This is a genomic window from Winogradskyella pelagia, assembly GCF_017581965.1.
Taxonomy (GTDB): domain Bacteria; phylum Bacteroidota; class Bacteroidia; order Flavobacteriales; family Flavobacteriaceae; genus Winogradskyella; species Winogradskyella pelagia.
On sequence record NZ_JAGEVF010000002.1, the window covers coordinates 165,078 to 191,938 of the forward strand.

A 26,861-nucleotide genomic window follows, 5' to 3' on the forward strand; every position below is an offset into this window, starting at 1 on the left:
TATGACTACAAAATGAAAGCGAGAATAACAATAATGTTAATAGCCTTATTAGTAGGTTTTAATTTTGGTTTCGCACAGCAAGATGAAGAATGCATGAATAATCTTTCTATCTTCAATAGCTATGTGAAGAGTAAGAAATACGATGATGCCTATGAGCCATGGACGCTCGTGAGAAATAAGTGTCCAAAGTTTAATCGCGCAATATATGCCTATGGTGACGACATTTTAGAGCATAAAATTGAAAATTCTACTGGTGCGGATCAGCTTGCATTTATAAAAGATTTGATGTTGTTATACGATCAAGCTCGTGAACATTTTCCGTCAAAATATCCGTTAGGCGAAGTTTTGAATGACAAAGCTGAATTAGCATACAAATACCAAAAGGAGCTTAATATGTCTAAGGAACAGATTTACAACATGTTCGATGAGGCATACACAAAAGATAAAGCTAATTTTACAAGCCCAAAGGGTTTATACACTTACTTTTCTTTAATGGTTGATCTTTATGACGAAGGTAAGAAGACTGCCCAGCAGATGTTCGATAAGTATGATGATGTAACAGAAATCATAGAAGATATAACTAATAAGTATACTGTAGAGCTTAATAAGCTGGTTGAAAAAGAGGAAGCAGGACAGCCATTATCTAAGAGAGACAAACAAATTAAAAGGCGAAATACCTCTACAATTAATGCTTTTGAAAATCAAATTATCCCAAGTATGGATAAAAAACTTGGAGATAGAGCAAACTGTGAGGTTTTAGTGCCACTTTATGAAAAAGATTTTGAGGAGAATAAAGAAAATACAGTTTGGTTACAACGAGCCATGAATAGAATGTATGCAAAGGGCTGTAAGGAAGATCCTTTATTCTTAAAACTCGTTGAGCAAAAGAACAGTATCAAGCCAACAGCAGACACGGCATTTTATTTGTATTTGTTGACTGATGAGCAGAAGTATTTTGATCAGACTATTGAATTAGAAACTGATCCAATAAGAAAAGCCAAGCTTTTCAAAAAACTTGCTGACGACCAGAAAGCTAAAGGTAGATATGGCAGTGCAAGAAGATATTATAATGAGGCACTAAAGCTTAATCCATCAGATGGGTCACCTTATTTAAGCATTGCTGCAATGTATGCTAAAAGTGCTAATAGCTGTGGAAGTGATAATTTTAGCAAGCGTGCTGTATTCTGGTTAGCTGCAAGTACAGCAGAAAGAGCCGGTAGAGTAGATGGAAGACTGAAAAAAACGGCTGCTCAAAATGCGGCTAGCTACAGAGCGAGTGCACCAACAAAAGCAGAAATATTCCAAAAAGGAAATGCTGGCCAGCCATTAAATGTAGGATGTTGGATTAATATTACCATTACAGTGCCAAAAATTTAATGCGATTTAAATTTAGGTCATACCAAATATTATGCATAGTCACAGTTTTAGCTGTGACTATGTTGTTTTCGTGCCAAAATGATTTCTCAGATGTGCAAAAGGTAGGTGTCCTTCAAAATCAACCAATTGGTGAAGCAGAAGACATAAACCTAAAGTATACTGAATTTGCGGAGGATACCGTGCGGCTATTGGCCAATTTGATAAGTCCAAAAATGTTTGATTACTCAAATAGGAATTTTGGATTTTCTGAATTTCCTGATGGTGTAGAGCTCAAAATTTATGACGAGAATAATAACCAAACGGTTATAACAGCTAATTATGCCATTTACTATACAGATACCGACCTCATTGACCTAAGAGGTAATGTAATTATTGCTACGCACGAAAAAGATACCCTATTTACGGAACAGATGTTTTACAATGAAAAACTAGAATGGGTGTTTACCAATGAACCCTTTACCTTTAAGCGTACTACAGGACCCATTTATGGCAATGGAATTGATGCCGACAGGAGTCTAGAAAAATATGAGATATTAGAGATGCAGGGAAGTGTCCCTGTTAATGGAGGTAGTCCTGTTAAGAATTAATTACCTTTGTGAGGTTAACTTATTATATCTCAATGAAACTTTTACAAATATTTCAGTACGCTTATATCATTTTTGCCGTTCTATTTCTTTGGGACGCTATTTCAAATTGGTCAGTAGATAGAAATAGGGCTTATATGTCTTTGTTCTTTGCTGCACTTGGGGTTTTTATGTTCTTTTTTAGAAGGCGCTTTTCAAAAAAGTTTCAAGAGCGAGATAAAAAGTAGGTTATGGCTGTTGATATAGTTATAATACTACTTATGTTATTGCTTTCTGCGTTCTTTTCAGGGATGGAGATAGCATACGTTTCTTCCAACAAAATCCATATTGAGTTAGAGAAAAAACAAGATGATTTTCTTGGTAAAATATTATCTAACCTAACAGCTAAGCCCTCAAAATATATTGCCACAATGCTTATTGGTAATAATATAGCTTTGGTTATATATGGATTTAAGATGGGTGATGTTTTGGTAGATTGGTTTCAATCCATGCTCCCTGCTCAAAGTAATTTTGCGAACTATATGTTAGTAGATTTACAATTATTGTCACAGACTATTATCTCCACTTTGGTTATACTTATAACTGCTGAATTTTTGCCAAAAGTATTCTTTCAAATATATGCCAATACACTAATTAAAGTGCTGGCTTTACCTACCTATTTGTTTTATTTGATTTTTTCTTGGGTATCAGATTTTGTGATTTGGATTTCAGATGCCATTTTAAAATATCTCTTTAAGGCACAAGGAGAAGATGCGGTTTTGGCAATGACTAAAGTTGAACTTGGTAATTACATAAGCGAACAAATGGAGTCCTTTGAAGATCATGAGGATGTGGATAGTGAAATTCAGATTTTTCAAAATGCACTAGAGTTCTCTGAGGTAAAAGCTCGTGAGGTTATGGTACCAAGAACTGAAATTACAGCTGTTGATATTTCAGATTCCATTGAAGATTTAAGACAGCTCTTTATAGATACGGGACGAACCAAGATTATTGTTTATAAAAATTCCATTGATGATATCTTAGGTTATGTACATGCCTTTGAGCTGTTTAAAAAGCCTAAATCTATTAAGTCTGTTATTATTCCTGTAGGATTTGTGCCAGAAACAATATTGATAAAAGATGTACTAAATATTCTCACAAAAAAGAGACGAAGTATGGCTGTTGTAATCGATGAATACGGAGGCACATCGGGAATAATGACCGTAGAAGACATTATTGAAGAACTTTTTGGTGAAATTGAAGATGAGCACGATACCGTTGAGTTAATTGAAAAAAGGGTAGACGAAACATCATTTAAATTTTCAGCGCGCTTAGAGGTAGATTACATCAATGAAACCTATAAATTGAATCTTCCAGAAAGTGAGAATTACGAAACCTTGGGAGGACTTATCGTCAACGAAACTCAAGAAATCCCTAAAGAAAATGACGAGATTAAAATTGAAAATTTCAAGTTTAAAATCCTTGAAGCATCTTCAACAAAAATAGATGTTATCCTCTTGCAAATTTCCGAAGAGGATTAAACAGATTTTCAATAGTGTAAAATCGGGTATTCTCCTTTTATTATTAGCTAGAAAGTACTATTTTCGCAAACTTATTTAAACGAAACAACAGATAACTATGGCAGTTTTAAATAAAATTAGACAGCGCTCATTAATTTTGATTTTGGTCATTGCATTGGCCTTGTTTTCTTTCGTAATTGGAGACTTGTTTAAAAATTCTGATGCTTTTACAGGAGCACCTCAGGATGTTGTAGCAACCATAAACGGTAAGGATATCAATAGAACTGAATTCCAGCAAAAAGTAAAAAACTATCAAGATAGAGCGGGAGGGAGACAAACATCTACTCAAGCTATGAATGCTATCTATAACCAAGAATTGCGTAGAATAGTACTAGAATCCGAGTATGAAGAGTTAGGATTGGTAGTGGAGAAGGACGAAATGAGGGACTTATTGAAGAATAGTTTTTCTTCTTATCCGGAGTTTCAAGACGAAAACGGAAATTTTGATGTCAATCGCTTAAACGCGTTTATTGCCAATCTTAAGGATCTTGGAGGTGAGACTGCACCTCTTGGAGGTTTTGTTGTTAATTATGATAGTTGGACCACCAACGAACAAAATATAGCAAACAATGCCATCCAGCAATCCTACTACAATTTAATTAAGGCAGGGGTAGCAGCTACCATAGCCGAAGCTAAGGATGAGTATCTAGGAGATGCCAAGACCGTTGATATTAAATATGTGCAAGTACCTTATACTTCAATTGCAGATAGCTTAGTAAAAGTAACAAAGTCCGATATAAAGACTTATATCACTGACCACGAGGAGAAGTACAAAACTGATGCTACCAGAGAGGTTGTATATGTTGAGTTTAAGGAAGAGGCTTCAAAAGCCGATAAGGAAGCTATAAAAGCTGGATTGTTAGCACTTAAAGCGGATCGAACAGAGTATAACGAGAGTAGCAAGAATACAGACACTATACAGGGATTTGATAATGCCGAGGATTTAGAAGATTTTATCAATTATAATTCTGATATCAAATTCAATGATTCCTTCTTAAGGGCAGTTGAATTACCAGCAACGGCAAAGGATAGTTTATTGAATCTTGAAGTAGGTGAATATTATGGGCCTTATGAGGATGCAGGTTATTTTAAGCTGTCTAAGGTAATTGATACTAAAGAATTGGCAGATTCGGTAAAAGTAAGACATATCTTAGTGCCATTTGCTGGTGCAAGTAGAGCAGATGCTACTATTACCAGAACTGCAGACGAAGCTGCTCAGATGGCGGACAGTATACTTACTGAGATAAAAAGTGGGCGGTCCAAGTTCTTGGATTTACTAGATTTATCATCAGATAAGGTAAGTAATGAACAAGACGGAGAATTAGAATTTGCTTACAATGCTGGTATGGCTCCAGAATTTAAGGCTTTTTCGTTTGAAAATGAAGAAGGAGATATCGATGTGGTAGGTACATCTTTTGGTTATCATGTTATTGAAATCTTAGAGCAAAAAAGCTTTAATAGAACATTGAAAATTGCAACCTTAGCAGACAAAATTGAACCTTCTGAGCAAACCTTGCAAGACGTATTCAATCAAATGTCTAAGTTTGAAATTGCTGCTAAGGATGGTGATTTTAACACTTTAGCGGAAGAACGTGAGTTACCTGTAAAGCCTATTACATTTAAAGAATTAGATGAAAATATTCCAGGTTTAGGAAGTCAAAGACAAGTTGTAAGATGGACATTTGAAGGGGACACGGAAATAGGAGATTATAAAAACTTCCCAATTGCTAATTTCGGTTTTATAGTTGTTAAAGTCGTTGAGAAAAATGAAGAAGGCTTAATGAGTGTTGAAGATGCTTCAATTACCGCTCTTCCAGAGATTAGAAAAGAAAAGAAAGCCAAAATGATTCGAGAGAAAATTACAGCTACAAGCGTAGACGAAATTGCTAAGAATCAAGGGCAGAGTTCTAGAACAGCTGCCGCAATAACTATGAACAATACAACGTTATCTGGCGCAGGGGTTGAGCCAAAAGTTGTTGGTGCCGCGTTTGGTTTAAGTCAAGGAGCTACATCTCAACCAATTGATGGAGAAAAAGGGGTTTACGTTATTGAGGTCACTAAAATTAATGAGGCAACTGAGCTTGATAATTATACCGCAATTATGAATAGACTTAATTCTGAACGAAGAAATCAAGTACAGGGTAAAGTATACCAAGCACTTGAGAAAGCTGCTGATATTGAAGATAATCGAGCGAAGACGGTTTATTAAAAAAAATTATAATAATGAAAAAGGCTCTACCATCAGGTAGGGCTTTTTTTTATTCAAAAAAGGACTAAATCAACCTAAAACCATTTTAGAAAATGGAATAACGATGTCTAACCCTTTAGATTTAAAATAATCGCTTGGATTGTTTTTTGAAGTTGCTAAAATAAAATCTCCGCCCCAGGCCCCTAAACTTTTTACCTCGCCATCAAAATCGTTAAATAATCGTTGTTTAATAGGTTCTTGTTGTATCAATTCTGAAATAATGGTTTCGTGTTCGATGATTAATCTATTGAATTGGTCTAAGGACTTACATTTAGTAATATCAGTGGTGATAGCACTTACACGGTCAATAACGGTTGAATTTACTTTATTAAGGTTTCTGTAGCTAGAAATGCCTTCTCTACTGTTCTGTTTTAGATTGAGATAGACAAAATATAGATAATGACTAAAAGGCGGATTGAAGGGTATTGCTCTAACTAAAGGATTGTTATTTTTCTGAATTTGATATAATACTGAACCATTGTACTGTGCACATGCAATATCATAACCACTACCACCAAAAGTAGCCTTTAATAATTGGTAAGCGTCAATTTTAGCCCAGCTGGACATATTATTGATTAAAGTTGAAGATGTACCCAGGCCCCAATGCCTGTTGAATTCAAGCGTAGTTGTAATTGATAGCCCTTCTTTAGGGTTAAAAAAACCTGGCTTTAGGGAATTAACGGCTCTTAAGATTTCTAAAAGGCGCTTAGAGATATTATTTGATAAAGGAATATCTTTTTTGGATAAAATAGCATCGATATTAAAACAGTCTTCAAACCAAATATTGCCTTTCTCATCAATACTCTTCCAAGTTAGCTGTGACGAATTATTCTTTTCAACAACTAGAGTTTGACCAAGCTTTGTTGGTAGTGCTAAAGACAAGGCGCCATCTAGTACCGTATATTCTCCTGTGAGTAATAATTTCCCGTTACTTCTATAGGTTTCCACTATATTATTGTCTTAGACTCTTTATGGCAGCAACAACAGCACTATGAGTAACTACATTGGTTTTAAAGTGCTCCACAAGTTGCGCTTTTTCCTTTTCGGTAGCTTCAAATTGATTTAAAATATTCATTAAGTGCATTTTCATATGACCTTGCTGAATTCCGGTGGTTGTTAATGATTTAACAGCAGCAAAATTTTGAGCCAGACCTGCAACAGCAACAATTTGCATTAAATCTTTTGCGGTAGGCTTTTCTAATAATTCTAAAGCTAGTTTTACCAAAGGGTGTAGACTGGTTAATCCGCCAACCGTGCCAAGGGCTAGAGGAATTTCTATCCAAAACTTAAAGATTCCATCATCTACAGTGCAATGGGTTAAACTACGATAATTTCCTGTTCTAGACGCATAGGCATGAACACCTGCTTCAACAGCTCTAAAATCATTTCCCGTAGCTAAAACTACCGCGTCTATACCATTCATAATGCCTTTATTGTGGGTCACTGCTCTAAAGGGCTCAATTTCTGCTATAGTAATGGCTTGCTTAAATTTTTGAGCGAATAATTCTGGATTGGAGATATCTTTACTTTTTAAATCGTCAATGGGACAAGATACCTCGGCGCGCACTAAACAATTAGGAACATAATTAGATAAAATGCTCATAATAATTTCTATATCGCCTTCCTCTTGAGTAAAATTTGCATACGTAGCAGCCTCATTTTTTAATGTAGTAGCAAATTGTTCTAAACAAGAATTTATAAAATTTGCACCCATAGCATCAAGCGTTTCAAACGTGGCATGGAGTTGATAATAGTTTGTTAGCTCCTTTGTCTTGTCTTTAAGTACAATGTCTTTGATGCCGCCACCACGCTTCACCATATTTTCGGTAATAGCAGCCGTATCGCTTATTAGTTTTGGCTTAATTGCCCGAAAAAAAGATTCTAGTTTTTGGTAATTACCTTTAAAATTAAAATGAACTTGTCCTATCTTCTCGGTGGAAATGACCTTAGTCTTAAACCCACCTCTATCATACCAGAATTTTGCAGCTTTACTAGCAGCTGCTACCACAGAACTTTCTTCAATAGTCATTGGTATGGTATACAGGTGATTGTTAATTAAAAAGTTGGGTGCTACACCAAAGGGTAAGTAGAAATTCGTAATCGTATTTTCAATAAACTCGTCATGAAGTTTCTGAAGAATCTCGTCAGAATTCCAGTACCGAGTTAATATTTGTCGGGCTGTCTCCTTTTGCGAAAAATAGTTGTTTAATAGCCATTCTATTTTCTCAGATTTCGAGAGTTTAGAAAAGCCTGAAATTGCCTCTGGCATAGTGTTCAATTAATTATGAGTGCAAAGATACTTAGGATTGTTAAAAATTTAGTTGATATGCGTTTTTAATTGCCGATTTACTGTTAATAATAGGGTTTTTTTGCATAATTTTTAGTAAACTTGGCACTGCTATATCGAAAATTGACTTTCATGAAATTGAGACCTATTGTAGCCCTAATCGGCTTTTTAACTACTTCTTTAATTTTTTGTCAAAATAAGCAAATCTCCCTAGACGAAATATGGGGTGGTGCCTTTAGAACCCAAGGGATGCAGGCTTTGCATTCTATGAACAACGGCAAAGAGTATTCTGTATTGAACTATAATAGACAAAACGGAACAGCTTCAATTGATATTTACGATTATGAAACTTTAGAAAAAGTCAACACCTTGGTGTCATCCGATGATATATCAGAGCTAAAAGGGTTTTTTGATTATTCCTTTAGCGATGATGAATCTAAGGTAATTCTCACAACAGACGAGCGTCCAATATATAGACGATCACGTTTAGGGGAATACTATGTTTATGATATTACTAATAGGAGTATTACCAAGATTTCGGAACAGCTTATACAAGAACCTACGCTATCACCAGACGGAACCAAAGTGGCCTATGGATTGGAAAATAACCTTTATGTTAAGGATTTAGATTCTAATGAGGTAATCCAGATAACTACTGATGGCAAGAAGAACGAAATCATTAATGGTATTACAGATTGGGTTTACGAAGAAGAATTTAGTTTTGTAAGAGCATTCGATTGGAGTAAAGACAGTAATAAAATCGCATTTATTCGTTTTGATGAAACCAATGTTCCGGAGTTCTCCATGGATGTCTACGGTTCGGCATTATACCCAGACCAACAAGTTTTTAAATATCCAAAAGCAGGTGAGGGTAACTCTAAAGTATCTCTACATTTGTTCGATTTAAGCAGCAATACATTAACCGAACTTAAGGTAGGCAAATCGTATGAAGATTTTTATATTCCAAGACTTAAATGGACTAATAAATCTAACATTCTCAGTGTCCAATACATGAATCGGCATCAAAATGAACTTGATTTATGGTTCATCAATACAGAAAAAGACACCTCTGAATTAGTACTCGCAGAAACCGATAAAGCATACATTGATGTAACTTTTAACCTCACTTTTTTAAAGGACAATAGTTTTATTTGGACCAGCGAGAAAGATGGATTTAATCATATCTACCACTATGACAAAAGCGGTAATCTCGTAAATCAAGTGACTTCAGGTAATTGGGAGGTTACTAATTATTATGGATTTAACGAAAAAGATAAAACTATATATTACCAGTCCACAGAGAATGGTTCAATCAATAGAGATGTCTATTCCATTAAGTTGAACGGAAAAAACAAAAAACGACTGACTAAAGCCGAAGGAACTAATAGTGCTTCTTTCAGTGCAGATTTCACCTACTTTATCAATACACATTCAAGTGCATCCAGTCCTCAAGAGTATACATTGCATGATTCCGAATCGGGCAACTTGGTGAAAAGTATTAAGGATAACGATGTTCTCGCCCAAAAAGTTGGCAATTATGTTACTTCTAAAAAAGAATTTAGTACTATAGATGTCAATGGTAATGATCTCAATATGTGGATGATTAAACCGGCTGATTTTGACGCTTCCAAGACCTATCCTTTATTTATGTATCAATACTCAGGTCCTGGGTCACAGTCCGTAGCTAATCGTTGGAATAGTGCAAATGATTACTGGTATCAAATGCTAGCTCAAGAAGGTTATATCGTGGTTTGTGTAGATGGAAGGGGTACGGGATATAAAGGTGCTGAATTCAAAAAAGTGACCCAAAAAGAATTAGGGAAATATGAACTTGAAGATCAAATTGCAGCAGCCAAAAAATTAGGTCAACTGCCTTATGTTGATGCAGAACGCATTGGCATTTGGGGTTGGAGTTATGGTGGTTTTATGAGTAGTAACGCCTTGTTTAAAGGTAGTGAGGTCTTTAAAATGGCTATTGCTGTGGCTCCTGTAACAAGCTGGCGCTTTTATGACACCATTTACACTGAACGTTACATGACCACACCACAAGAAAATCCTAGCGGCTATGATGATAATTCGCCAATAAACCATGTAGATAAATTGAAAGGGGATTTTTTACTAATTCACGGCACAGGAGATGATAATGTACATGTGCAAAATACAATGCGAATGGTTGAGGCTTTGATCCAAGCTGACAAGCAGTTTGAATGGATGATATATCCAGATAAGAACCATGGTATCTATGGTGGCAACACAAGACTTCACCTCTATAAAAAAATGACTAATTTTATTCATAAGACGCTCGGTGATAAAAGAGAATTGGATACTGCAAAAGAAGTCAATGAGTCCAAAATAAAAGGCTAAACTATCTAAACTAACTAATAAATTATATATGTCAACAGCAATCAAACAACCACACCAAAAAGAGTTATTTGGGCACCCAGTAGGACTGTATGTCTTGTTTTTTACAGAAATGTGGGAACGTTTTTCCTACTACGGCATGCGTGCTATTTTAACTTTATATATGGTGGCTAAAACAACAGATGATAATGCCGGACTTGGCTGGGACAATGGCAGAGCCTTGGCTTTATATGGCTGGTATACCATGTTAGTTTACGTAGCCTCCATTCCTGGAGGTATAATTGCCGATAAAATATTAGGACAAAAAAAATCTGTTATGATAGGTGGTTGGCTTTTAGTGGCTGGACACGGTGTTTTGTCTGTTGAACAAGAATGGGCATTTTATACAGGTTTATTATTAATTATTCTTGGAGTAGGCATGTTAAAACCAAATATTTCAACTATGGTTGGTGGTCTATATAAGCAAGGAGACATAAGAAGAGACAAGGGATTTTCTATTTTCTATATAGGAATAAACTTAGGTGCCGCTGCAGCAAGTTTGATAGTTGGCCTTGTAGCAGCTGAGTATGGTTGGCACACAGGCTTTGGTCTTGCAGCCATTGGAATGGTACTAGGTCAATTAGTATATTTATCAGGCCAGAAATACGTAAAGCATGTTGGTAATGCGCCTTCTCATGATAATAACGATAAAGACTCAGTATCGATAGCTGTTATTTTCAAAAGAATGTTCAGTAATACGAAGACTATGATAATTTTTTGTCTTTTGGTTATAGTGTCCGTTGCAGTTCCTCAGTTATTTATGGAGTCCGAAATATTAAACTATAGTATTTTCTTTGTGTTTTTGTCCTTGGTTGTTGGTTTTATGATTACGGTATATCAAGATTTAGATAATTTAATCGATAAGGATAGATTTATTGTATTACTGTTGTCCTTCTTAATTGTAATTGTCTTTTGGGGTGCTTTTGAACAGGCTGGTGGTTTAATGAATATTTACACTGAACAAAAAACCGACAGATTTATTGGTGGTTGGGAAGTACCAGCAGCAATTATGCAATCATTTAACCCACTTTATATAATTATTTTCGGAATTCCAGTTGCCTCTTTTTGGGCATGGATGAAGAATAGAAAAAAAGAATCCTCATCTATATTTAAAATGGCAACAGGTGTCATTATCATGGGTCTAGGTTTTGTATTTATGATTGGTGCTTCTTTACAATATGAAGAATTAGGGAAGTCTGCATTATATTGGTTAGCCTTCGCTTATCTTCTGCATACCTTGGGAGAGCTTTGTGCATCACCAGTGGCTTTGTCATTCATAACAAAACTTGCTCCTGTCAGATACGGTGCTTTAATGATGGGCGTATATTTTGCCGCTACAGGATTAGGAAATAAAGTAGCTGGAATAATTGGGGAAGGAGCTTCAGAAGCCGGAGAATTAACAATTTTTACTGGGATAACTATTTTTTGTGTGTTATTTGGACTCTTGGTCATTCTTATTCTGAAACCTCTGAAAAGACTAACACATGGTGCTGAAGACGATGAGCACGAGATGCTAGAGACTGAGAAATACGAATTAGCAGACCCAGATATCAATAACTAAATATGCAATTACCAAGCCCTTACAGTTAATCATTGTAAGGGTTTTCTACATACTAACTAAACATCAAAAACTATGTCAAATTCATCTGAGAATTTTTTTCAAACCAAGGTAATGGGGCATCCTGCCGGATTATTCGTGCTATTTTTTACTGAAATGTGGGAGCGCTTTTCCTATTACGGAATGAGAGCCATCTTAGTGATCTTCTTAACAGGAGCATTAATCGGTGATAATCCGGGCTGGGCTTGGGATACTTCTGCAGCACTGTCCTTACTGGGAACTTACGCGCTTTTTGTTTATCTCACACCGCTCCTAGGTGGTTGGTTAGCAGATAATAAAATTGGGTACCGTAACGCTGTGGTCATTGGTGCTTTGCTCATGACCTTAGGCCATGCTTCCATGGCTATTGAGACACCAACCTTTTTATACATTGGAATTGCTTTCTTAATTGTTGGTAATGGATTTTTTAAACCTAATATGACTTCAATTATTTCGAAGATGTATGAAGGGCATGACGAGAAAAAGGATGGTGCTTACAACATCTTTTATATGGGTGTTAATGCCGGAGCATTTCTTGGAATTATGTTGTGCGGATGGGTAGGAGAAAAAGTTGGTTGGAGCTATGGCTTTGGACTGGCTGGGATATTTATGTTCCTTGGTATGCTGCAATTTTATTTTGCACAAGCCCTATTTGGGAATATTGGAGATAAACCTGTCGCTTTAACTCAGGATCAAAAAGACGAAGAAGCAAAGGCTCATCCTGAGGAAAAGAGAAATCCTTTTTTGACTATAGATTACATTTTAGTTGGTGTATTTGTTATTTCTGCCTTAATATTTATTATAAACGATCCTTTAAGTAAAATTGGAGATATTCAGACTTTAAATTATAGCATAGCAGGTTTGTCTGATTCTTTATTTTTCGCCTTGGTTGCTGCTATTTCTTTTATCGTTCTGCTAGTTGTTAGAATTCCTAGATATGCGAAAATAGAACGCGATCGCATGATTGCCTTTGCTATTTTTTGTTTGTTCACAGTCTTTTTTTGGGCGGCTTTTGAGCAAGCAGCTGGGTCACTTCCACTTTATACCAGAGATTTTACAAATAGACTCTTAGAGGGCAATGCAGCTACCTTATTCAAAATTGTGGACCTTATAGTAACCGTTGTACCATTGGCAATTATTACCTACGTACTCTATAGCTTGTTTAGACAAACCTATAAGCGTATTGGACTCTCTAATGTGATTTTAGCCTTTAGTTTTGTGATTGTTTGGGGAATTGTTATCTATAAGCTTTCTGTAGAATTTCAATCTACCGAAACCGAGGTGCCAGTGACATGGTTTGCTATATTAAATTCTTTATTCATAATTATTTTTGCACCTTTATTTACAAAATGGTGGGATAGCAGATATAATCCTCCAGCCTCGGTAAAATACTTTTTAGGTCTCTTTTTACTTGGTATAGGGTTTGCATTCTTGGCCTTTGGTGCGCGCAATGTGCCATCTGGAGCAGAAACTGCCAGTTTAAGCATGGCTTGGTTGGTATTTGCCTATTTGTTCCACACGCTCGGTGAACTCTGTTTATCTCCAATGGGTTTATCTTATCTCAGTAAACTTATACCTGCTAGGATGATTGCTTTTATGTTTGGCGTGTACTATTTAGCTATTGCTATTGGTAATAAATTAGCTCACTATGTAGGTGGGGATATTGAGCAGATTACGAAGGATTATAGCTTATCAACATTCTTTTTAATATTTACTATAATTCCTATAGGACTTGGATTGGTGTCACTAATGCTTCATCCATTATTAAAACGTTTAATGCATGGCGTACGATAGTTAGAATCGTTAAAATAAACTGAAATGCTCCTAGCTTAGGAGCATTTTTTGTAAGTTCGGACTATAGTTTGCTACAAATCGATTATGAATACTAAAATACTTTTAAACCTACTCGTCGTTTTTGCTTTGGTGCAAGGTGCCGTTGCTCAAGAAATCAATTGGTTGACCATTGAAGAAGCAATTGCCCTTCAAAAGAATGAGCCTAGAAAAATTATTATGGATGTGTATACCAATTGGTGTGGTCCATGTAAATTACTCGATAAGAATACCTTTCATAATCCAGATGTAGTGGATTATATAAACAAGAATTACTACGCGGTAAAGTTTAATGGGGAGGGAAATTCTAATGTCACCTACAAGGAAAATACTTTTGCCAATCCTAACTACGACCCTGCTAAGGCCAACCGGCGCAACAGTGCACATGAGTTTACACGTTATTTAAGGGTTTCGGCGTATCCAACTATGGTGTTTTTTGATGAAGAAGCAAACTTTATTGCTCCAATTTCTGGATACTTAAAGCCTCAGCAAATAGAGTTGTATTTAAAACTCTTTAAGTCAGATAAGTACAAGGAAATGACCTCTCAAGAACAATTCAATGAATACTACAAGTCATTTAAAGCTACCTTTAAGGAGTAGAGCCATTTACAATGAAGGCGCCTTTTTCCTTTGTATAATGAAAATTGGCACCTCTGTTTTTGCAGGTTGACCTCCAGCGGTTTATATAACTTGTGTAATTACTAGCGTCTGCAATAATGATTTTAGGCTGCAAATGATCAATAACTCTATTTAGGTTGATTTTCGGGGAATTCCGTAATAAAATATATTGAGGCTTAAAGGAAATATTTTGATAAACTCCAATACTATCTATCACTAAAAGTAATTCACTATTAAATTTATAAACAGGTTCTATTTGCTGCAGATCTATATCGGTTATACCTTCTCCGACCTTGTAGTTTTTAAGTAGATTGTCGTTTAGGGTTTCGGTAGAATCAAGATTTTGAAATAAACTAAGATGCTTGCCATTTTGTAGGCCAATCACAGTATGCCGACTTTTATTAAAAATAACTAGTGCTTCTTTTTGAGAATTAATGTTACTTATAAGTGTATTGCCTTGAAGTGCAATTATACTCCCTAAACACAACATTACCCACTTTGCAGATTTTGTTTTATAAAACTGTAGAATAGCCACTACAATAATGTAACATCCAACAACTTGAAAGATATTAAACGGAATATCTCTAAATAGAAGCGCCTCGAAGGTTGCAACCCAACCTATAAAGGCATTAAGGCTTTCAATAATGGTGCTGTATCCCATAACTAGGATGATTGGTAATGCATTTAATAAAGACAACACAATAACCAGTAGCCCAAGACCTAGTACCAATCCTAAAAATGGAATAACAACGAGGTTAGAGACAAAAAATAATCCAGGGAATTGGTGAAAATAAAAGAGGCTAATGGGAAGTACACCAATTTGAGCAGCAAGTGTTACGGTGAATATCTGCCACATTTTATTAAATATCCAATACTTAGATCGCAACATTTTATAGAAAATAGGCTGAATGCTCACAATGCCGAGTACCGCCAAATAACTCATTTGAAAACCTACCTGAAATAGGAAACTTGGTTTAAAAAGGAGAATTAAAAATGCCGAAATCGCTAAAGTATTGTAAATATTGGTTGGTCGTTTTAAGTGCATAGCAATACTAATAATACTAAACATTGCTACCGCCCGTGTTACAGACGGTGAAAGACCTGCAACAATGGCAAATAACCAAAGTAAAAAAACGATTAGTATTGGTTCAATCACGTAACCATACCTTATAAAAAGCAAAGGTTTAAAAAGTGTATTTAAGATAATTAGGATTATACCTACATGTAAACCTGATACCGCTAGGATATGTATGGTGCCAGCGTTAATATAGTTGTTATAAATTGTTTTGTCTATATCTTGACGCTGACCTAAAAGCATAGCATTTATAATGCCCATTGTATCTGGTTTAAATCCAGCTTTTTTAAGTTCAGTGTTTATGGTTTTCCTTAGGGCATCGGCATAACCATAAATGCTAGTCTTTTCTGTGCTTAAAGTTTTTATAGCTGAATCAGCAAGATAGAGTTGATGATAGATGTTTTGTAGTTCTAAATATTTGCTGTAATCAAATTGATAAGGATTTAAAGGGCCCTGAATAGGGCTAACTTGTGCTGATGTAAATATGACAGTATCAACATCTAGATTATTTGATGTGCTATCCTTTCTCATATTTATTAAGAGGTTACCTATAACCTTTTGTTTATTAATGGATAAAACTGAAGCGATATATTTTTCGTTGTATAAATCTGGTTTAAGTCGTTTTGTAATTTGTAAAATAAAATCAGATGGCTGGTTGGGAGCTAATATGTGCGCATAGTGATTGGGTTTATTCCTATCTATATTAATGATGTAGGAGGTATATCCAATACAGGTCATGGTGAGATAAACAAGTACTGCGAAAAAAGGATGTCTTACAATTTTCTTTCGCAACAAAAACCACGAAACCCCAACGATAACTACAAGGCTAAGAGAACTGGAAAAAACAAGGGTAATATCAAATGAGATATAGCGCCCAATTAGAACGCCTAGAACTAAAAAAAGTAGTAATCGAATGATATTAAAATTCAGTAACCTCATGATAATGAGATACTAATATAATAAAAAGAAAATATGTTATAAGAAAAAGATTACAGTATACGCCTCGCTTGTACAAAGGCAAAGTACCAATACTTTTCAGCGATTGAAGAAACCATAACACCTTTACTGCTAGAGGCATGGATAAACTCAACATTGCCAGTCCTTACATTGGTAACAATACCAACATGGTTAACCTTCCTACTATTTTTTTTGGTGGCAAAAAATACCAAGTCGCCAACATTAACCTCTTTGAGGTCTATCCAATCTCCTGTAGATTTTAAATCTGAAGTGGTTCTTGGAAGTGCAATGTTATGTTTTTTAAAACTGGTATATATCAGACCAGAACAGTCCATACCGCGTTTTGTTGTGCCTCCATATTTATAGCGTGTTCCATCAAACGTCATTGCGTAGTTTACAATCGCTTTTGCCTCGTTTGATGCTGGTTTGGGATTGTTAACTTCAATCGTTCTTGTTGGTTGTTTTTTTGCTGTGTAACTCTTTCCTGATTTGCAGCTACTAACCAATAGAATAAGGAGCAATAAGGAAAGTGAGCGCTTCATAAAGTTTGAGGTCTTTAGAATTAGGAAAATCGTTTAAATTTTAATTATTAATAGTGCTGTAAATTAATTGAGCTGCATTTTCACTAGCGCCTTTACCTCCAAGTTTTTGCTCCAGGTCATAATAATCCAAAAATAAGGTTTCACGTTTACTTGATTGTAAAATGGCGTGAAGTTCCATTTTGAGTTGTTCCTCATTTAATTCGTTTTGAATTAATTCTTTAACAACGGTCCTGTCCATTATCAAATTTACCAATGAAATGTATTTCAATGTAATAATTCGTTTGGCAATGAGATAAGAAATAAAGTTAGCTTTATAACAGACTACCTGAGGCACCTTAAAAAGTGCTGTCTCTAGAGTAGCAGTTCCAGAAGTTACAAGAGCAGCGAACGAAATACTAAGCAGGTCATATGTTTTATTAGAAATAAATGCAACGTTATTACCTTTTATAAAGGATTGATAAAATCCATAATCTTGACTTGGAGCACCGGCTATTACAAATTTATAGTCCTTAAAATGATTCACCATTTTAAGCATAACATTTAGCATTTTATTGATTTCTTGTTTTCGACTTCCCGGCAATAACGCTATAATTGGTTTGCTGCCCAGATTATGTTCTTTTCTAAAAGCGTTTTCATTAACCAATGGTCTATCTGCAATTGCATCAATCAAAGGGTGCCCTACAAAATGAACCTCATAGCCATGAGAAGCATAAAATGCTTTCTCAAAGGGTAAGATGACGTACATTTCATCAATATCTCGTTTTATTTTTTTTACTCTACCTGCTCTGGAGGCCCAAACTTGTGGTGATATGTAATACTGTGTTTTTAAGTTCTCTGCCTTGGCCCATTTGGCAATTCTTAGATTAAAACCAGAGTTGTCAATGAAAATAACCACATCAGGTTTAAATGCTGCGATGTCTTTTTTACAAAAAGAGATGAGTCCTAGTATTTTTTTAAGGTTCATTAAGACTTCAGCAAAGCCCATAAAAGAGCGGTCCTTATAGTGTACTACAAGTTCTCCTCCAATAGCTTTCATTAAATCACCTCCCCAAAATCGCATGTCTGCATTGGAGTCTTGCTTTAGTAAAGCCTTCATAAGGTTAGATCCATGTAAATCACCAGACGCTTCACCCGCAATGATATAATACCTCATTTTATCTCAAAAATTTTATAACCAAGGTAAGCGCTAAAACTAAAAGTGTGGCTATGAGAACGCCTTTTGCACGATTGTCTTGCCGCTTTCTAATAAAAACAAAGAATGCACCTAAATTCAAAAGGGCTCCAATACTCATTAATTTCGTGAAAAATCCTTGCTTTATGGACTCTTCAATAACAAGGCCCCAATCATCGGATTGCCCAAAAATCTGAATCGCAAATATTAAACCGAAAAGGCTAGCGACAACTCCTACTAAAAACCCTATGAGAATATCTTTTTTAGTCATTTAAGTTCCATGTATTAATACTTTTTATGGCATGATGTGCTGTTAGATCAAACTGTACAGGTACCACGGAAACGTAGCCGTTGGCCAGGGCCCATTCGTCTGTGTCTTCACCATTATCCATATTTACAAATGATCCAGTAAGCCAGTAATAATCACGTCCCATGGGATTGGTGCGTTTATCAAATTCTTCCTTCCAGTTGGCTCGGGCCTGCCTGCAAACCTTTATACCTCTTAATTTGCCTTGTTTCTTGTTGGGAATGTTTACGTTTAAAACAACACCATCAGATAGACCATGTTTTAAGACTTCTTTTGTAATGGTTTCTATAAACAATTTACAATGTTCAAAATCAGCATTCCAATTGTAATCTAATAAGGAAAAACCTATTGCTGGAATACCTTCAATCCCTGCTTCTAAAGCGGCACTCATAGTGCCAGAATAAATCACATTTATAGAAGAATTGGATCCGTGATTTATTCCAGAAACACAAATATCCGGCCGTCTATCTAGAATTTCATTAACGGCTAGTTTAACGCAATCCGCTGGTGTGCCAGAGCAAGCATACTCTGGTTGTTTACCGTCAATATTTACCTTTTCAATGTGAAGTGTAGAATTTATTGTAATGGCATGGCCCATTGCACTTTGAGGGCTATCTGGTGCTACAACTACAACATCTCCAATCGTATGCATCACAGAAATTAAAGTTCTTAAACCAGGTGCGGTAATTCCATCATCATTGGTGACTAAGATTAAAGGACGTTTGGACATAAATTCGGCAATGAGATTAGGTTGTAAAAATACTAAAAAGCAAATGAACAACGGATTCAATCTCTTTAACAAAAAATTAGTGCCGCTATTTTTTATGGCATGGTTTTTTCTTCTATTTTAGTGAAAATTTGAGAATTGTATCCATGATACGTAGTTAGACATTGTTTAATATTCTTAAAAGCTATAAAAATTACTAATGAGAGGGAAGTATAAATTTTTGTTGTTTGCATTGCTCATTGCTTTTGCATCATGCAGCTTTACAAACAAGACATTCGACAATTCGGATAAGGATAAGGTATTAATCCAGTTAATTACATATTTGTTAGATCAAGGTCATTTTAGTCCGCAAGAATTAGATGATGATTTTTCTCAAAATGTTTTTGTAGAATATATTAACCGCCTAGATCCGTACAAGCGCTATTTCTATGCGTCGGACATCAAGGAGTTTGAGGCCTATAAATATGATATCGACGATCAAATTAAAGCTTATGATTTAACTTTTTTCAATCTTACCCACGAAAGATTGCTTCAAAGAGTCGAGGAATCTAAAAAATTATATGCTTCAATTTTAGACAAATCTTTTAATTACGATAAGGATGAGGTTTTCTCCGCTGATTACGAGAATTTGGATTATGTGCAGTCTAAGCGCGAAATGAAAGAGCGATGGCGTAAGCAGTTAAAATTCTCTTCCATAGCTAATTATGACGATTTAATTGCGCAGCGCGATAATGAAATTGATTCAACAAATATGCCAGAAAGTGAGTTTTCTCCAGAAAATGAAACTACTAAAGGAAGCGAAAAGAAAAGTTTAAAAGAACTCGAAGAGCAGGCTCGTATGGAAACTAAAGAAATACTCGATGAGCTTCATGGTTATATAGACGATAGAAATCGCAATGATTGGTTTAGTGTATATATCAATGCTTTGGTTGAAGAATATGACCCACATACATCCTATCTGCCGCCAGCAGATAAAGAGCGATTTGACCAATCTATTTCTGGGAATTTTGAAGGTATCGGAGCACGTTTGTCAAAAAAACGTGATGCAATTTCTGTTGTAGAATTAATTAGTGGAGGTCCTGCCTGGCGTGCCAATGAACTTGAAGTTGGAGATGAAATTATCAAAGTAAAGCAAGAGGATGAAGATGAGGCGGTAAATATTGTAGGGTTGCGCCTTGATGATGCCATTAAATTCATAAAAGGCCCAAAAGGTACTGTGGTAACGTTGACATTAAAAAAAGTTGACGGTACAATTGAAAATATTTCTATAATAAGAGATGTTGTAGAGCTTGAAGAGACCTTCGTAAAATCATCAACGGTTGATCGCGATGGAAAAACATTTGGTGTTATTAACTTACCGAAATTTTATATAGATTTTGATGACCGCTCCAAACGGACAGCAGCAGCAGATATGAAAAAAGAGCTAATTAGATTGAAGGAGCAAAATGTAGAAGGCCTTGTTTTAGATTTAAGGAATAATGGAGGAGGATCTTTACAGACTGTTGTGGAAATGGTCGGTTTGTTCATAGAAAAAGGTCCTGTAGTTCAAGTAAAAACAACGGGTGAGCCTAAGGAAGTGATGTCTGATACAGATGAAAGCATTTATTGGGATGGGCCTCTAGTAGTTTTAGTTAACGAATTGTCCGCCTCTGCTTCAGAAATATTTGCTGCGGCCATGCAAGATTATAAACGTGCTATAATACTTGGTAGCGAACAAACATACGGAAAAGGGACTGTGCAGATTATTTTCGATTTGAATCGTTGGGTGAGAAATAATTCTAATGGCGACTTGGGAGCTTTGAGATTTACTACCCAAAAATACTATCGTATTGACGGTGGTTCAGTGCAGTTAGAAGGTGTAAAAAGTGATGTTGTTGTACCGGACCGTTATAGTTATATTAATATTGGTGAGAAAGACACAAATAATCCATTGCCATGGGATAAAATAGACCCTGCATCTTACGAAGAATGGGACAATTATTTCGATTATGAAACTACAATTGCCAAGAGTAAGGCTAGAATGGCCAATAACGAACAGTTAAAGTTAATAGACGCTAATGCGAAATGGGTAAAATCAATTAGAGACCGTGAAACTTATTCGTTGAATTACGATGAATATCGCAAAGAGATGGAGCTGAACGATGAAGAAATAAAGCGATTTGAAAAGCTTTCTGAGTATCAAACTGACCTTACATTTGCGTCATTGCCTTATGAGGTTCAACTTATGGAGCAAGACAGTGTTCTAAGCGAAAAACGTGCGCGTTGGCATCAAAATTTATCGAGGGACGTTTACATCGAAGAAGCTTTAAATGTGTTAAACGACTTAAAGATGTCTTATTCCATAAAAAATAAAGTAGCCACTTCAGTGAAGAATTAAACCTTTGAAATGGCAAGCCAAAATAATTCATTAACAAGCTTTGCGCTCCAAAAATTTAGACGAAATTTTTGGGGCGTTTTTAGTTTAGCTATTATTGGTCTGATTGGTTTAATATCCGTTATGGCATACGTTCTTGCTCCGGATGCTTCAAGAAATGCCAATCAAATGCATTTGTCAATACATTCTAAATCGCCTGGATTTAAGGTGGATATGCTTAGAATACCGTCTGGTATAATAACTGAACAAGGTGCTTTGGACAAACTGTTTTTTGGCAGTACCAATACAGATACTGAAATACCCATTCAGTCCTACAAGGTTGCAGATGGTAATTTGAGTTATATAGAATATACTAGTGATGCGCTACAAGGTTTAGAAAAGGAAATAGAGTTGAGCCGATTTCCAGCAGGAAAGTATAACGATTTTATTGAAACCAGAACATTTTTATTTGGTACGGACAAATATGGAAGAGATTATTTAAGTCGTATACTCATAGGGTCAAGAATATCGTTTTTTATAGGGTTTATAGCGGTGATTATTTCATTGGTTATAGGGCTAATCTTAGGAAGCTTGGCAGGCTACTATGGTGGGCGTATAGATGCTGTAATCATGTGGATTATTAATGTCACATGGTCTATTCCAACCCTTTTAATGGTTATAGCCATTACCTTGGCTTTAGGAAAAGGGTTTTGGCAAGTGTTTATAGCTGTTGGCCTAACCATGTGGGTAGAAGTGGCGAGAGTGGTAAGAGGTCAGATTATTAGTGCAAAAGAGTTGCAATTTGTAACGGCGGCAAGGGCATTGGGATTTAGTGACTACCGGATCATTACAAAACATATTCTACCTAATATTTTTGGTCCTTTAATTGTAATTTCTGCAGCTAATTTTGCGGCTGCTATTCTTATTGAAAGTGGTTTAAGTTTCTTGGGAATTGGTGCACAACCACCAATGGCTAGTTGGGGCGCCATGATAAAAGACCATTATAATTATATTATTTTGGGCAAACCCTATTTGGCGTTAATTCCAGGACTTTGCATCATGCTTTTGGTGATGGCTTTTATGCTGGTCGGTAATGCGTTTAGGGATGCTTTGGATGTCAAGGTTTAATCATTAGAATTTGAATCTTCCACTTGTTGCAATGAAGGGAAGTAAACGGACCATTTCTCCTTTTCCAGATAACGTGAAAAATCATCCAAACGGTATTCTCCATTTCTAACTAAAGTTTGGCCATTGGGTTTTACGGCGGCATAAGACCCACACAAAGTAGGGTATTTAAATATGTTATTTCTGAAAAAGTTATTCTTATCCAAAAAGTAGTATTCTCTCTTGCTTTTTGGCCTATTATTTAAGGTCATCCCCAGTTCGAATAGAGTTATTACTGTAGCCCCTTTTGAGTTGACTTGTTTCTTCTGTTAAATGACTTTCTCCTATTTATTTCTCCTGAAGACCAATGATTATCAAATTTTGGTGAGCATAAGTCATCTTTAAAGTAATACTTAATAATAATTACACTATTGGAGTCAATAGTGAATGGGATAATTTTCTCTAACTCTGATTTTACTAAATTATAATCAAAGTAACCTTTTAAATAGAGTTTGCTCTGTAATGTGCAGTATCTAATATTGTCTTTACCTATTGAATCCCATCGGCTCAATGAGTAGTATTTGTCTCGCCAACGATTAAGGAATTCATATTGTTCAACTGTATCACCGATTTCATCTATCCATACCCTTGTTTGAGATTCGCTATACAGAGAATAAAAAAATAAACAAATAAAAAGAAGCGCCGATTTAAAAGGCATAATATAATCCTATAAGTTATTCTTTAAACCATTTATTTCTTCGTTGGTAGCATCTATAAAATTTAGGACCTCGTCTTGCCCTATTTTTTTACTAGATGAAGTTATAAAATATGGAGGGAGTTCTTCCCAGGTTTTAAGAAGTACCTCGCAATAATGCGCTACTTGCCGTTCTATAGCCTTAGGTTTTAGTTTATCAGCTTTTGTAAAAATAATTCCAAATGGGATTTCATTTATACCGAGATAGGTCATAAATTCTAAATCAATGGGCTGAGGTTCGTGCCTTACATCCACTAAAACATAGGCCATGGCCAATTGCTTACGTTGCTCAAAATAATTGGTAATAAACTTTTGAAATTTCTTCTTGGAGGATTTAGAGACCTTCGCGTAGCCATAGCCTGGTAAATCCACTAAATACCAATTATTATTGATGACAAAGTGGTTAATAAGTTGGGTTTTACCAGGTCGTCCTGAGGTTTTGGCCAAACTTTTACGATTGGTAAGCATATTTATCAATGAGGACTTACCTACGTTACTGCGTCCAATAAAGGCATACTCCGGTATAGGCCGTTGCGGACATTTGGCCACATCAGAGTTACTTATTACAAATTCTGCCGATTTAATATCCATAAAGGCTTCAGAATAGAACTAATTTTTTAAATCATATGAAGTTTAGAATTTACGGCTTTCCAACCATGAATTCAAGATGGTATTAAATTCATCTGGGTGCTCCATCATAGCGGCATGACCACACTTATCAATCCAAAACAAATCCGAATCTGGCAATAGACTATGGAATTCCTTTGCTACTTCAGGTGGCGTAACGGTGTCATTTTTACCCCAAATAATACAAGTAGGTGTATGCATTTTTGGTAAATCCTTAGCCATATTATGCCTAATAGCACTTTTTGCTATGGCGAGAGTTTTAACCAGTTTGTTTCTGTCGTTGACCGTTTCGTATACTTCGTCTACAATCTCTTTAGTTGCTACTTTAGGGTCGTAAAATACGTCTTGAGCTTTCTTTTTAATAACCTCGTAGTCACTGCGTTTAGTGTATCCACTTCCCATCGCACTCTCATAAAGGCCAGAGCTACCGGTTATAATTAGTGCCTTTACTTTCTCGGGAAAAAGTTTTGTGTGGTATAATCCAATATGTCCTCCTAAAGAATTTCCGAGAAGAATAACTTCATCAAAGCCCTTAAATTCTATAAATTCTTTTAAGTAAGTGGCAAAACTCTTAACATTAGTTTTAAGGAGCGACATAGTATAAATCGGTAACTCAGGAATGATTACTTTATAGCCGTTCGTTCCAAAAAAATCAGTAACAGAATCAAAATTACTCAAACCACCCATTAGCCCATGTAACACTATGATTGGTGTGCCTTCCCCTACTTCAATATATCGATATTCCTTTTCTTTTTTTAAAAGGTGTGCCATTAAAATCTTTTAGCGTATTTGCGTTGAAACAAATATAACTAAAACCTTTTTAATACCGCAAAAACAAAGTGTTTTCAAAATTATTTCAAAACACAATATTCTTTGGTATTCGAAAGATAAATAACACTTTTTAAATCGTATTTGAATAAAGTGTAACACCAAACTTCAAGCATGTAGTCCGATAAAAATTCAAAACTTATCAACAAATGTGGTAAATTGTGGTAAAATGTGGTATAATTTTCAATATATTTGAATCTTATACGCTAGAGTGGGAAATTAAAAAGTTTGAATTCATTTATAGGAACATACGAGTGTAAAGCAGATGCTAAAGGGCGTTTAATGATTCCTGCAGCATTAAAGAAGCAAATGTCTTCTGGCTTAAATGAGGGCTTTGTGCTCAAGCGCGCTGTGTTTCAACCTTGTTTAGAATTGTATCCTATGGCTGAGTGGAATAGCCTTATGGTTAAGGTGAATAAACTCAATAGGTTTAAGAAAAAGAACAATGATTTCATAAGGCGGTTTACTGCAGGTGTAAAAGTAGTTGAGGTAGATAGCGCAGGAAGACTGCTCATTCCAAAGGACTTAATTGCTTTTTCTGGTATAAGTAAAAATGTTGTTTTGGCTTCTGCCGTTAACATCTTAGAGATTTGGGATAAAGACAGTTATGAAAAAGCCATAGATGATGCAGCTTCAGATTTTGCTGATTTGGCGGAAGAGGTTATGGGACAAGACGAAGAAGGCAATGGCATATCATAATGCAGTACTGCTTAAAGAGACCGTTGAAGGTTTAAATATAAGACCCAATGGTGTTTATGTAGATGTCACTTTTGGTGGTGGTGGTCACAGTAGAGCGATGTTAGCGCACTTAGGCGATGATGGTAAATTGTTTGCTTTTGACCAAGATAAAGATGCACTGGCAAACGCTATTGACGATGATAGATTTGTTCTCATTAATGAGAATTTCAGATATATAAAAAGGTTCTTAAGGTTTTATGGTGTGAAAGAGGTTGATGGGATTTTGGCGGATTTTGGTGTGTCTTCTCATCAGTTTGACGTCGCTGAGCGCGGTTTTTCTACAAGGTTTGATGCAAATCTTGATATGAGAATGAATCAAGACAATAAGCTTTCGGCCTTTGAGGTGGTTAATGCTTATGAGGAGGAACAGCTTAAGACGGTTTTGTTTCAATATGGCGAACTGCGACAGGCTCCTGCAATGGCAAGAACAATTGTCACAGCGCGTAAAACAGGTGAGATAAAAACGAGTCAGCAATTAAAGGAAATTTTAAAATCCTTTTTACAGCATAAGCGTGAGCATAAGGTGCTTGCTCAGATTTTTCAGGCCATAAGGATTGAAGTTAATCAAGAGATTGAAGTGTTGAAAGAGTTTCTATTGCAGACTAAGGACATTCTAAAAAAAGGAGGGCGCTTAAGTGTAATATCGTATCACTCGCTCGAAGACAGGTTAGTGAAACGATTTATTAGAAATGGATTATTTGAAGGTGAACCAGAACGTGATGTATATGGAAATTTTGAGGTGCCTTTTAAGCGTGTAGGTAAGCTTATAGTGCCAACAGCAGAAGAAATAAAAATAAATAATAGGTCTAGAAGTGCAAAGCTAAGAATAGCTGAAAAATTATGAAAAAAAGCATCTACAGCATATTACGTGGGAAGTTTTTAATAAGCGACGATTCATTTAAGAATTGGCGCATAATAATTTTCATTTCGGCATTAGCTATAATAATGATAGCCAGTTCTCATAGTGCAGATAAAAAAGTGCATGATATAGCACGTCTTACCAATGAAGTTAAAGAGTTGAGATCTTCATTTGTCGATGGAAGATCAAAACTCATGCGATTAAAAATGGAATCTACCATCATAAATAAAGTAGCGGACAAGAATATTCAGATTTCGGAAATACCTCCTACTAAAATTAGGGTTAAATCGCAAAAACAATAAGAATTGGCAACAACAGA

General features: G+C 35.7%; 25 protein-coding genes. 14 read left to right on the forward strand and 11 right to left on the reverse strand.

What is annotated here, in order from left to right; all coding sequences use genetic code 11:
• The first annotated feature begins 12 nt into the window (after positions 1-12).
• The 5 genes from J4050_RS03140 (at position 13) to J4050_RS03160 (ending at position 5,729) form a co-directional block, all read left to right on the forward strand.
• On the forward strand, positions 13-1,377 hold the full coding sequence (locus tag J4050_RS03140) for a tetratricopeptide repeat protein (protein WP_208152499.1): 1,365 nt from the start codon (positions 13-15) through the stop codon (positions 1,375-1,377).
• The gene (gene lptC / locus J4050_RS03145) at positions 1,377-1,964 is read left to right on the forward strand and encodes an LPS export ABC transporter periplasmic protein LptC (RefSeq protein ID WP_208152500.1); all 588 of its coding nucleotides are present in this window, start codon (positions 1,377-1,379) and stop codon (positions 1,962-1,964) included. Before J4050_RS03140 ends, lptC begins: the two co-directional genes overlap by 1 nt.
• Before the next feature lie 32 nt (positions 1,965-1,996).
• Positions 1,997-2,188 carry a hypothetical protein gene (locus tag J4050_RS03150; RefSeq protein ID WP_208152501.1) on the forward strand — a complete coding sequence of 64 codons (192 nt, stop codon included), beginning with the start codon at positions 1,997-1,999 and terminating at the stop codon, positions 2,186-2,188.
• Between the two features lie 3 nt (positions 2,189-2,191).
• Positions 2,192-3,481: a hemolysin family protein gene (locus tag J4050_RS03155; protein ID WP_208152502.1), complete on the forward strand. Its 1,290-nt coding sequence runs from the start codon at positions 2,192-2,194 to the stop codon at positions 3,479-3,481.
• A 97-nt stretch (positions 3,482-3,578) separates the two neighbouring features.
• Positions 3,579-5,729: a SurA N-terminal domain-containing protein gene (locus J4050_RS03160; RefSeq protein ID WP_208152503.1), complete on the forward strand. Its 2,151-nt coding sequence runs from the start codon at positions 3,579-3,581 to the stop codon at positions 5,727-5,729.
• A gap of 69 nt (positions 5,730-5,798) precedes the next feature.
• On the opposite strand, the gene J4050_RS03165 is transcribed toward J4050_RS03160, so the two are convergent.
• Both J4050_RS03165 and J4050_RS03170 read right to left on the reverse strand, forming a co-directional pair.
• The gene (locus J4050_RS03165) at positions 5,799-6,716 is read right to left on the reverse strand and encodes a GYDIA family GHMP kinase (protein WP_208152504.1); all 918 of its coding nucleotides are present in this window, start codon (positions 6,714-6,716) and stop codon (positions 5,799-5,801) included.
• A gap of 4 nt (positions 6,717-6,720) precedes the next feature.
• Positions 6,721-8,037 (reverse strand): hydroxymethylglutaryl-CoA reductase, degradative, encoded by a 1,317-nt coding sequence (locus J4050_RS03170; RefSeq protein WP_208152505.1) that lies wholly within the window; start codon positions 8,035-8,037, stop codon positions 6,721-6,723.
• Positions 8,038-8,187: 150 nt separating this feature from the next.
• Between J4050_RS03170 and J4050_RS03175 the strand changes: the two genes are divergently transcribed.
• The 4 genes from J4050_RS03175 (at position 8,188) to J4050_RS03190 (ending at position 14,482) form a co-directional block, all read left to right on the forward strand.
• Entirely contained in the window at positions 8,188-10,419 is a 2,232-nt protein-coding gene (locus tag J4050_RS03175) for a S9 family peptidase (protein WP_208152506.1), read from the forward strand.
• Between the two features lie 28 nt (positions 10,420-10,447).
• On the forward strand, positions 10,448-12,016 hold the full coding sequence (locus J4050_RS03180) for a peptide MFS transporter (protein WP_208152507.1): 1,569 nt from the start codon (positions 10,448-10,450) through the stop codon (positions 12,014-12,016).
• Positions 12,017-12,088: 72 nt separating this feature from the next.
• Positions 12,089-13,846: a peptide MFS transporter gene (locus J4050_RS03185; RefSeq protein ID WP_208152508.1), complete on the forward strand. Its 1,758-nt coding sequence runs from the start codon at positions 12,089-12,091 to the stop codon at positions 13,844-13,846.
• 84 nt (positions 13,847-13,930) lie between these two features.
• Entirely contained in the window at positions 13,931-14,482 is a 552-nt protein-coding gene (locus J4050_RS03190) for a thioredoxin family protein (protein ID WP_208152509.1), read from the forward strand.
• Here the strand turns inward: J4050_RS03190 and J4050_RS03195 are convergent.
• The 5 genes from J4050_RS03195 to surE are packed head-to-tail and all read right to left on the reverse strand — an operon-like array spanning position 14,472 to position 19,282.
• Positions 14,472-16,514, reverse strand: a complete 2,043-nt coding sequence (locus J4050_RS03195; protein WP_208152510.1) for a ComEC/Rec2 family competence protein — start codon at positions 16,512-16,514, stop codon at positions 14,472-14,474. The two genes, J4050_RS03190 and J4050_RS03195, sit on opposite strands and share 11 nt — an antisense overlap.
• Before the next feature lie 50 nt (positions 16,515-16,564).
• Positions 16,565-17,074 carry a C40 family peptidase gene (locus J4050_RS03200; RefSeq protein ID WP_208152511.1) on the reverse strand — a complete coding sequence of 170 codons (510 nt, stop codon included), beginning with the start codon at positions 17,072-17,074 and terminating at the stop codon, positions 16,565-16,567.
• A 40-nt stretch (positions 17,075-17,114) separates the two neighbouring features.
• Positions 17,115-18,227, reverse strand: a complete 1,113-nt coding sequence (lpxB, locus tag J4050_RS03205) for a lipid-A-disaccharide synthase (protein WP_208152512.1) — start codon at positions 18,225-18,227, stop codon at positions 17,115-17,117.
• 1 nt (position 18,228) lies between these two features.
• Positions 18,229-18,516 carry a hypothetical protein gene (locus tag J4050_RS03210; protein ID WP_208152513.1) on the reverse strand — a complete coding sequence of 96 codons (288 nt, stop codon included), beginning with the start codon at positions 18,514-18,516 and terminating at the stop codon, positions 18,229-18,231.
• On the reverse strand, positions 18,509-19,282 hold the full coding sequence (gene surE / locus J4050_RS03215; RefSeq protein ID WP_208152514.1) for a 5'/3'-nucleotidase SurE: 774 nt from the start codon (positions 19,280-19,282) through the stop codon (positions 18,509-18,511). The genes J4050_RS03210 and surE overlap by 8 nt, the downstream gene beginning before the upstream one ends.
• Before the next feature lie 196 nt (positions 19,283-19,478).
• On the opposite strand from surE, the gene J4050_RS03220 reads away from it, so the two are divergent.
• Both J4050_RS03220 and J4050_RS03225 read left to right on the forward strand, forming a co-directional pair.
• Positions 19,479-21,656 carry a carboxy terminal-processing peptidase gene (locus J4050_RS03220; RefSeq protein WP_208152515.1) on the forward strand — a complete coding sequence of 726 codons (2,178 nt, stop codon included), beginning with the start codon at positions 19,479-19,481 and terminating at the stop codon, positions 21,654-21,656.
• 9 nt (positions 21,657-21,665) lie between these two features.
• Positions 21,666-22,760 carry an ABC transporter permease gene (locus J4050_RS03225; protein WP_208152516.1) on the forward strand — a complete coding sequence of 365 codons (1,095 nt, stop codon included), beginning with the start codon at positions 21,666-21,668 and terminating at the stop codon, positions 22,758-22,760.
• Here the strand turns inward: J4050_RS03225 and J4050_RS03230 are convergent.
• Genes J4050_RS03230 through J4050_RS03245 form a run of 4 tightly spaced genes read right to left on the reverse strand, consistent with a single transcriptional unit; the run spans position 22,757 to position 24,888 of the window.
• Positions 22,757-23,008: a hypothetical protein gene (locus tag J4050_RS03230; protein ID WP_208152517.1), complete on the reverse strand. Its 252-nt coding sequence runs from the start codon at positions 23,006-23,008 to the stop codon at positions 22,757-22,759. The genes J4050_RS03225 and J4050_RS03230 overlap by 4 nt on opposite strands.
• Positions 23,009-23,028: 20 nt before the next feature.
• Complete coding sequence (locus J4050_RS03235) at positions 23,029-23,454, reverse strand: hypothetical protein (RefSeq protein ID WP_208152518.1); 426 nt, start codon at positions 23,452-23,454, stop codon at positions 23,029-23,031.
• 9 nt (positions 23,455-23,463) lie between these two features.
• A complete protein-coding gene (gene yihA, locus J4050_RS03240; protein WP_208152519.1) occupies positions 23,464-24,081 on the reverse strand; it encodes a ribosome biogenesis GTP-binding protein YihA/YsxC in 618 nt (205 codons plus the stop codon).
• A 42-nt stretch (positions 24,082-24,123) separates the two neighbouring features.
• A complete protein-coding gene (locus J4050_RS03245) occupies positions 24,124-24,888 on the reverse strand; it encodes an alpha/beta fold hydrolase (protein WP_208152520.1) in 765 nt (254 codons plus the stop codon).
• A gap of 285 nt (positions 24,889-25,173) precedes the next feature.
• On the opposite strand from J4050_RS03245, the gene mraZ reads away from it, so the two are divergent.
• Genes mraZ through J4050_RS03260 form a run of 3 tightly spaced genes read left to right on the forward strand, consistent with a single transcriptional unit; the run spans position 25,174 to position 26,844 of the window.
• Positions 25,174-25,644 carry a division/cell wall cluster transcriptional repressor MraZ gene (gene mraZ / locus J4050_RS03250; protein ID WP_208152521.1) on the forward strand — a complete coding sequence of 157 codons (471 nt, stop codon included), beginning with the start codon at positions 25,174-25,176 and terminating at the stop codon, positions 25,642-25,644.
• Positions 25,631-26,527, forward strand: a complete 897-nt coding sequence (gene rsmH / locus J4050_RS03255; protein WP_208152522.1) for a 16S rRNA (cytosine(1402)-N(4))-methyltransferase RsmH — start codon at positions 25,631-25,633, stop codon at positions 26,525-26,527. Before mraZ ends, rsmH begins: the two co-directional genes overlap by 14 nt.
• A complete protein-coding gene (locus J4050_RS03260; RefSeq protein ID WP_208152523.1) occupies positions 26,524-26,844 on the forward strand; it encodes an FtsL-like putative cell division protein in 321 nt (106 codons plus the stop codon). Before rsmH ends, J4050_RS03260 begins: the two co-directional genes overlap by 4 nt.
• Positions 26,845-26,861 lie beyond the last annotated feature (17 nt).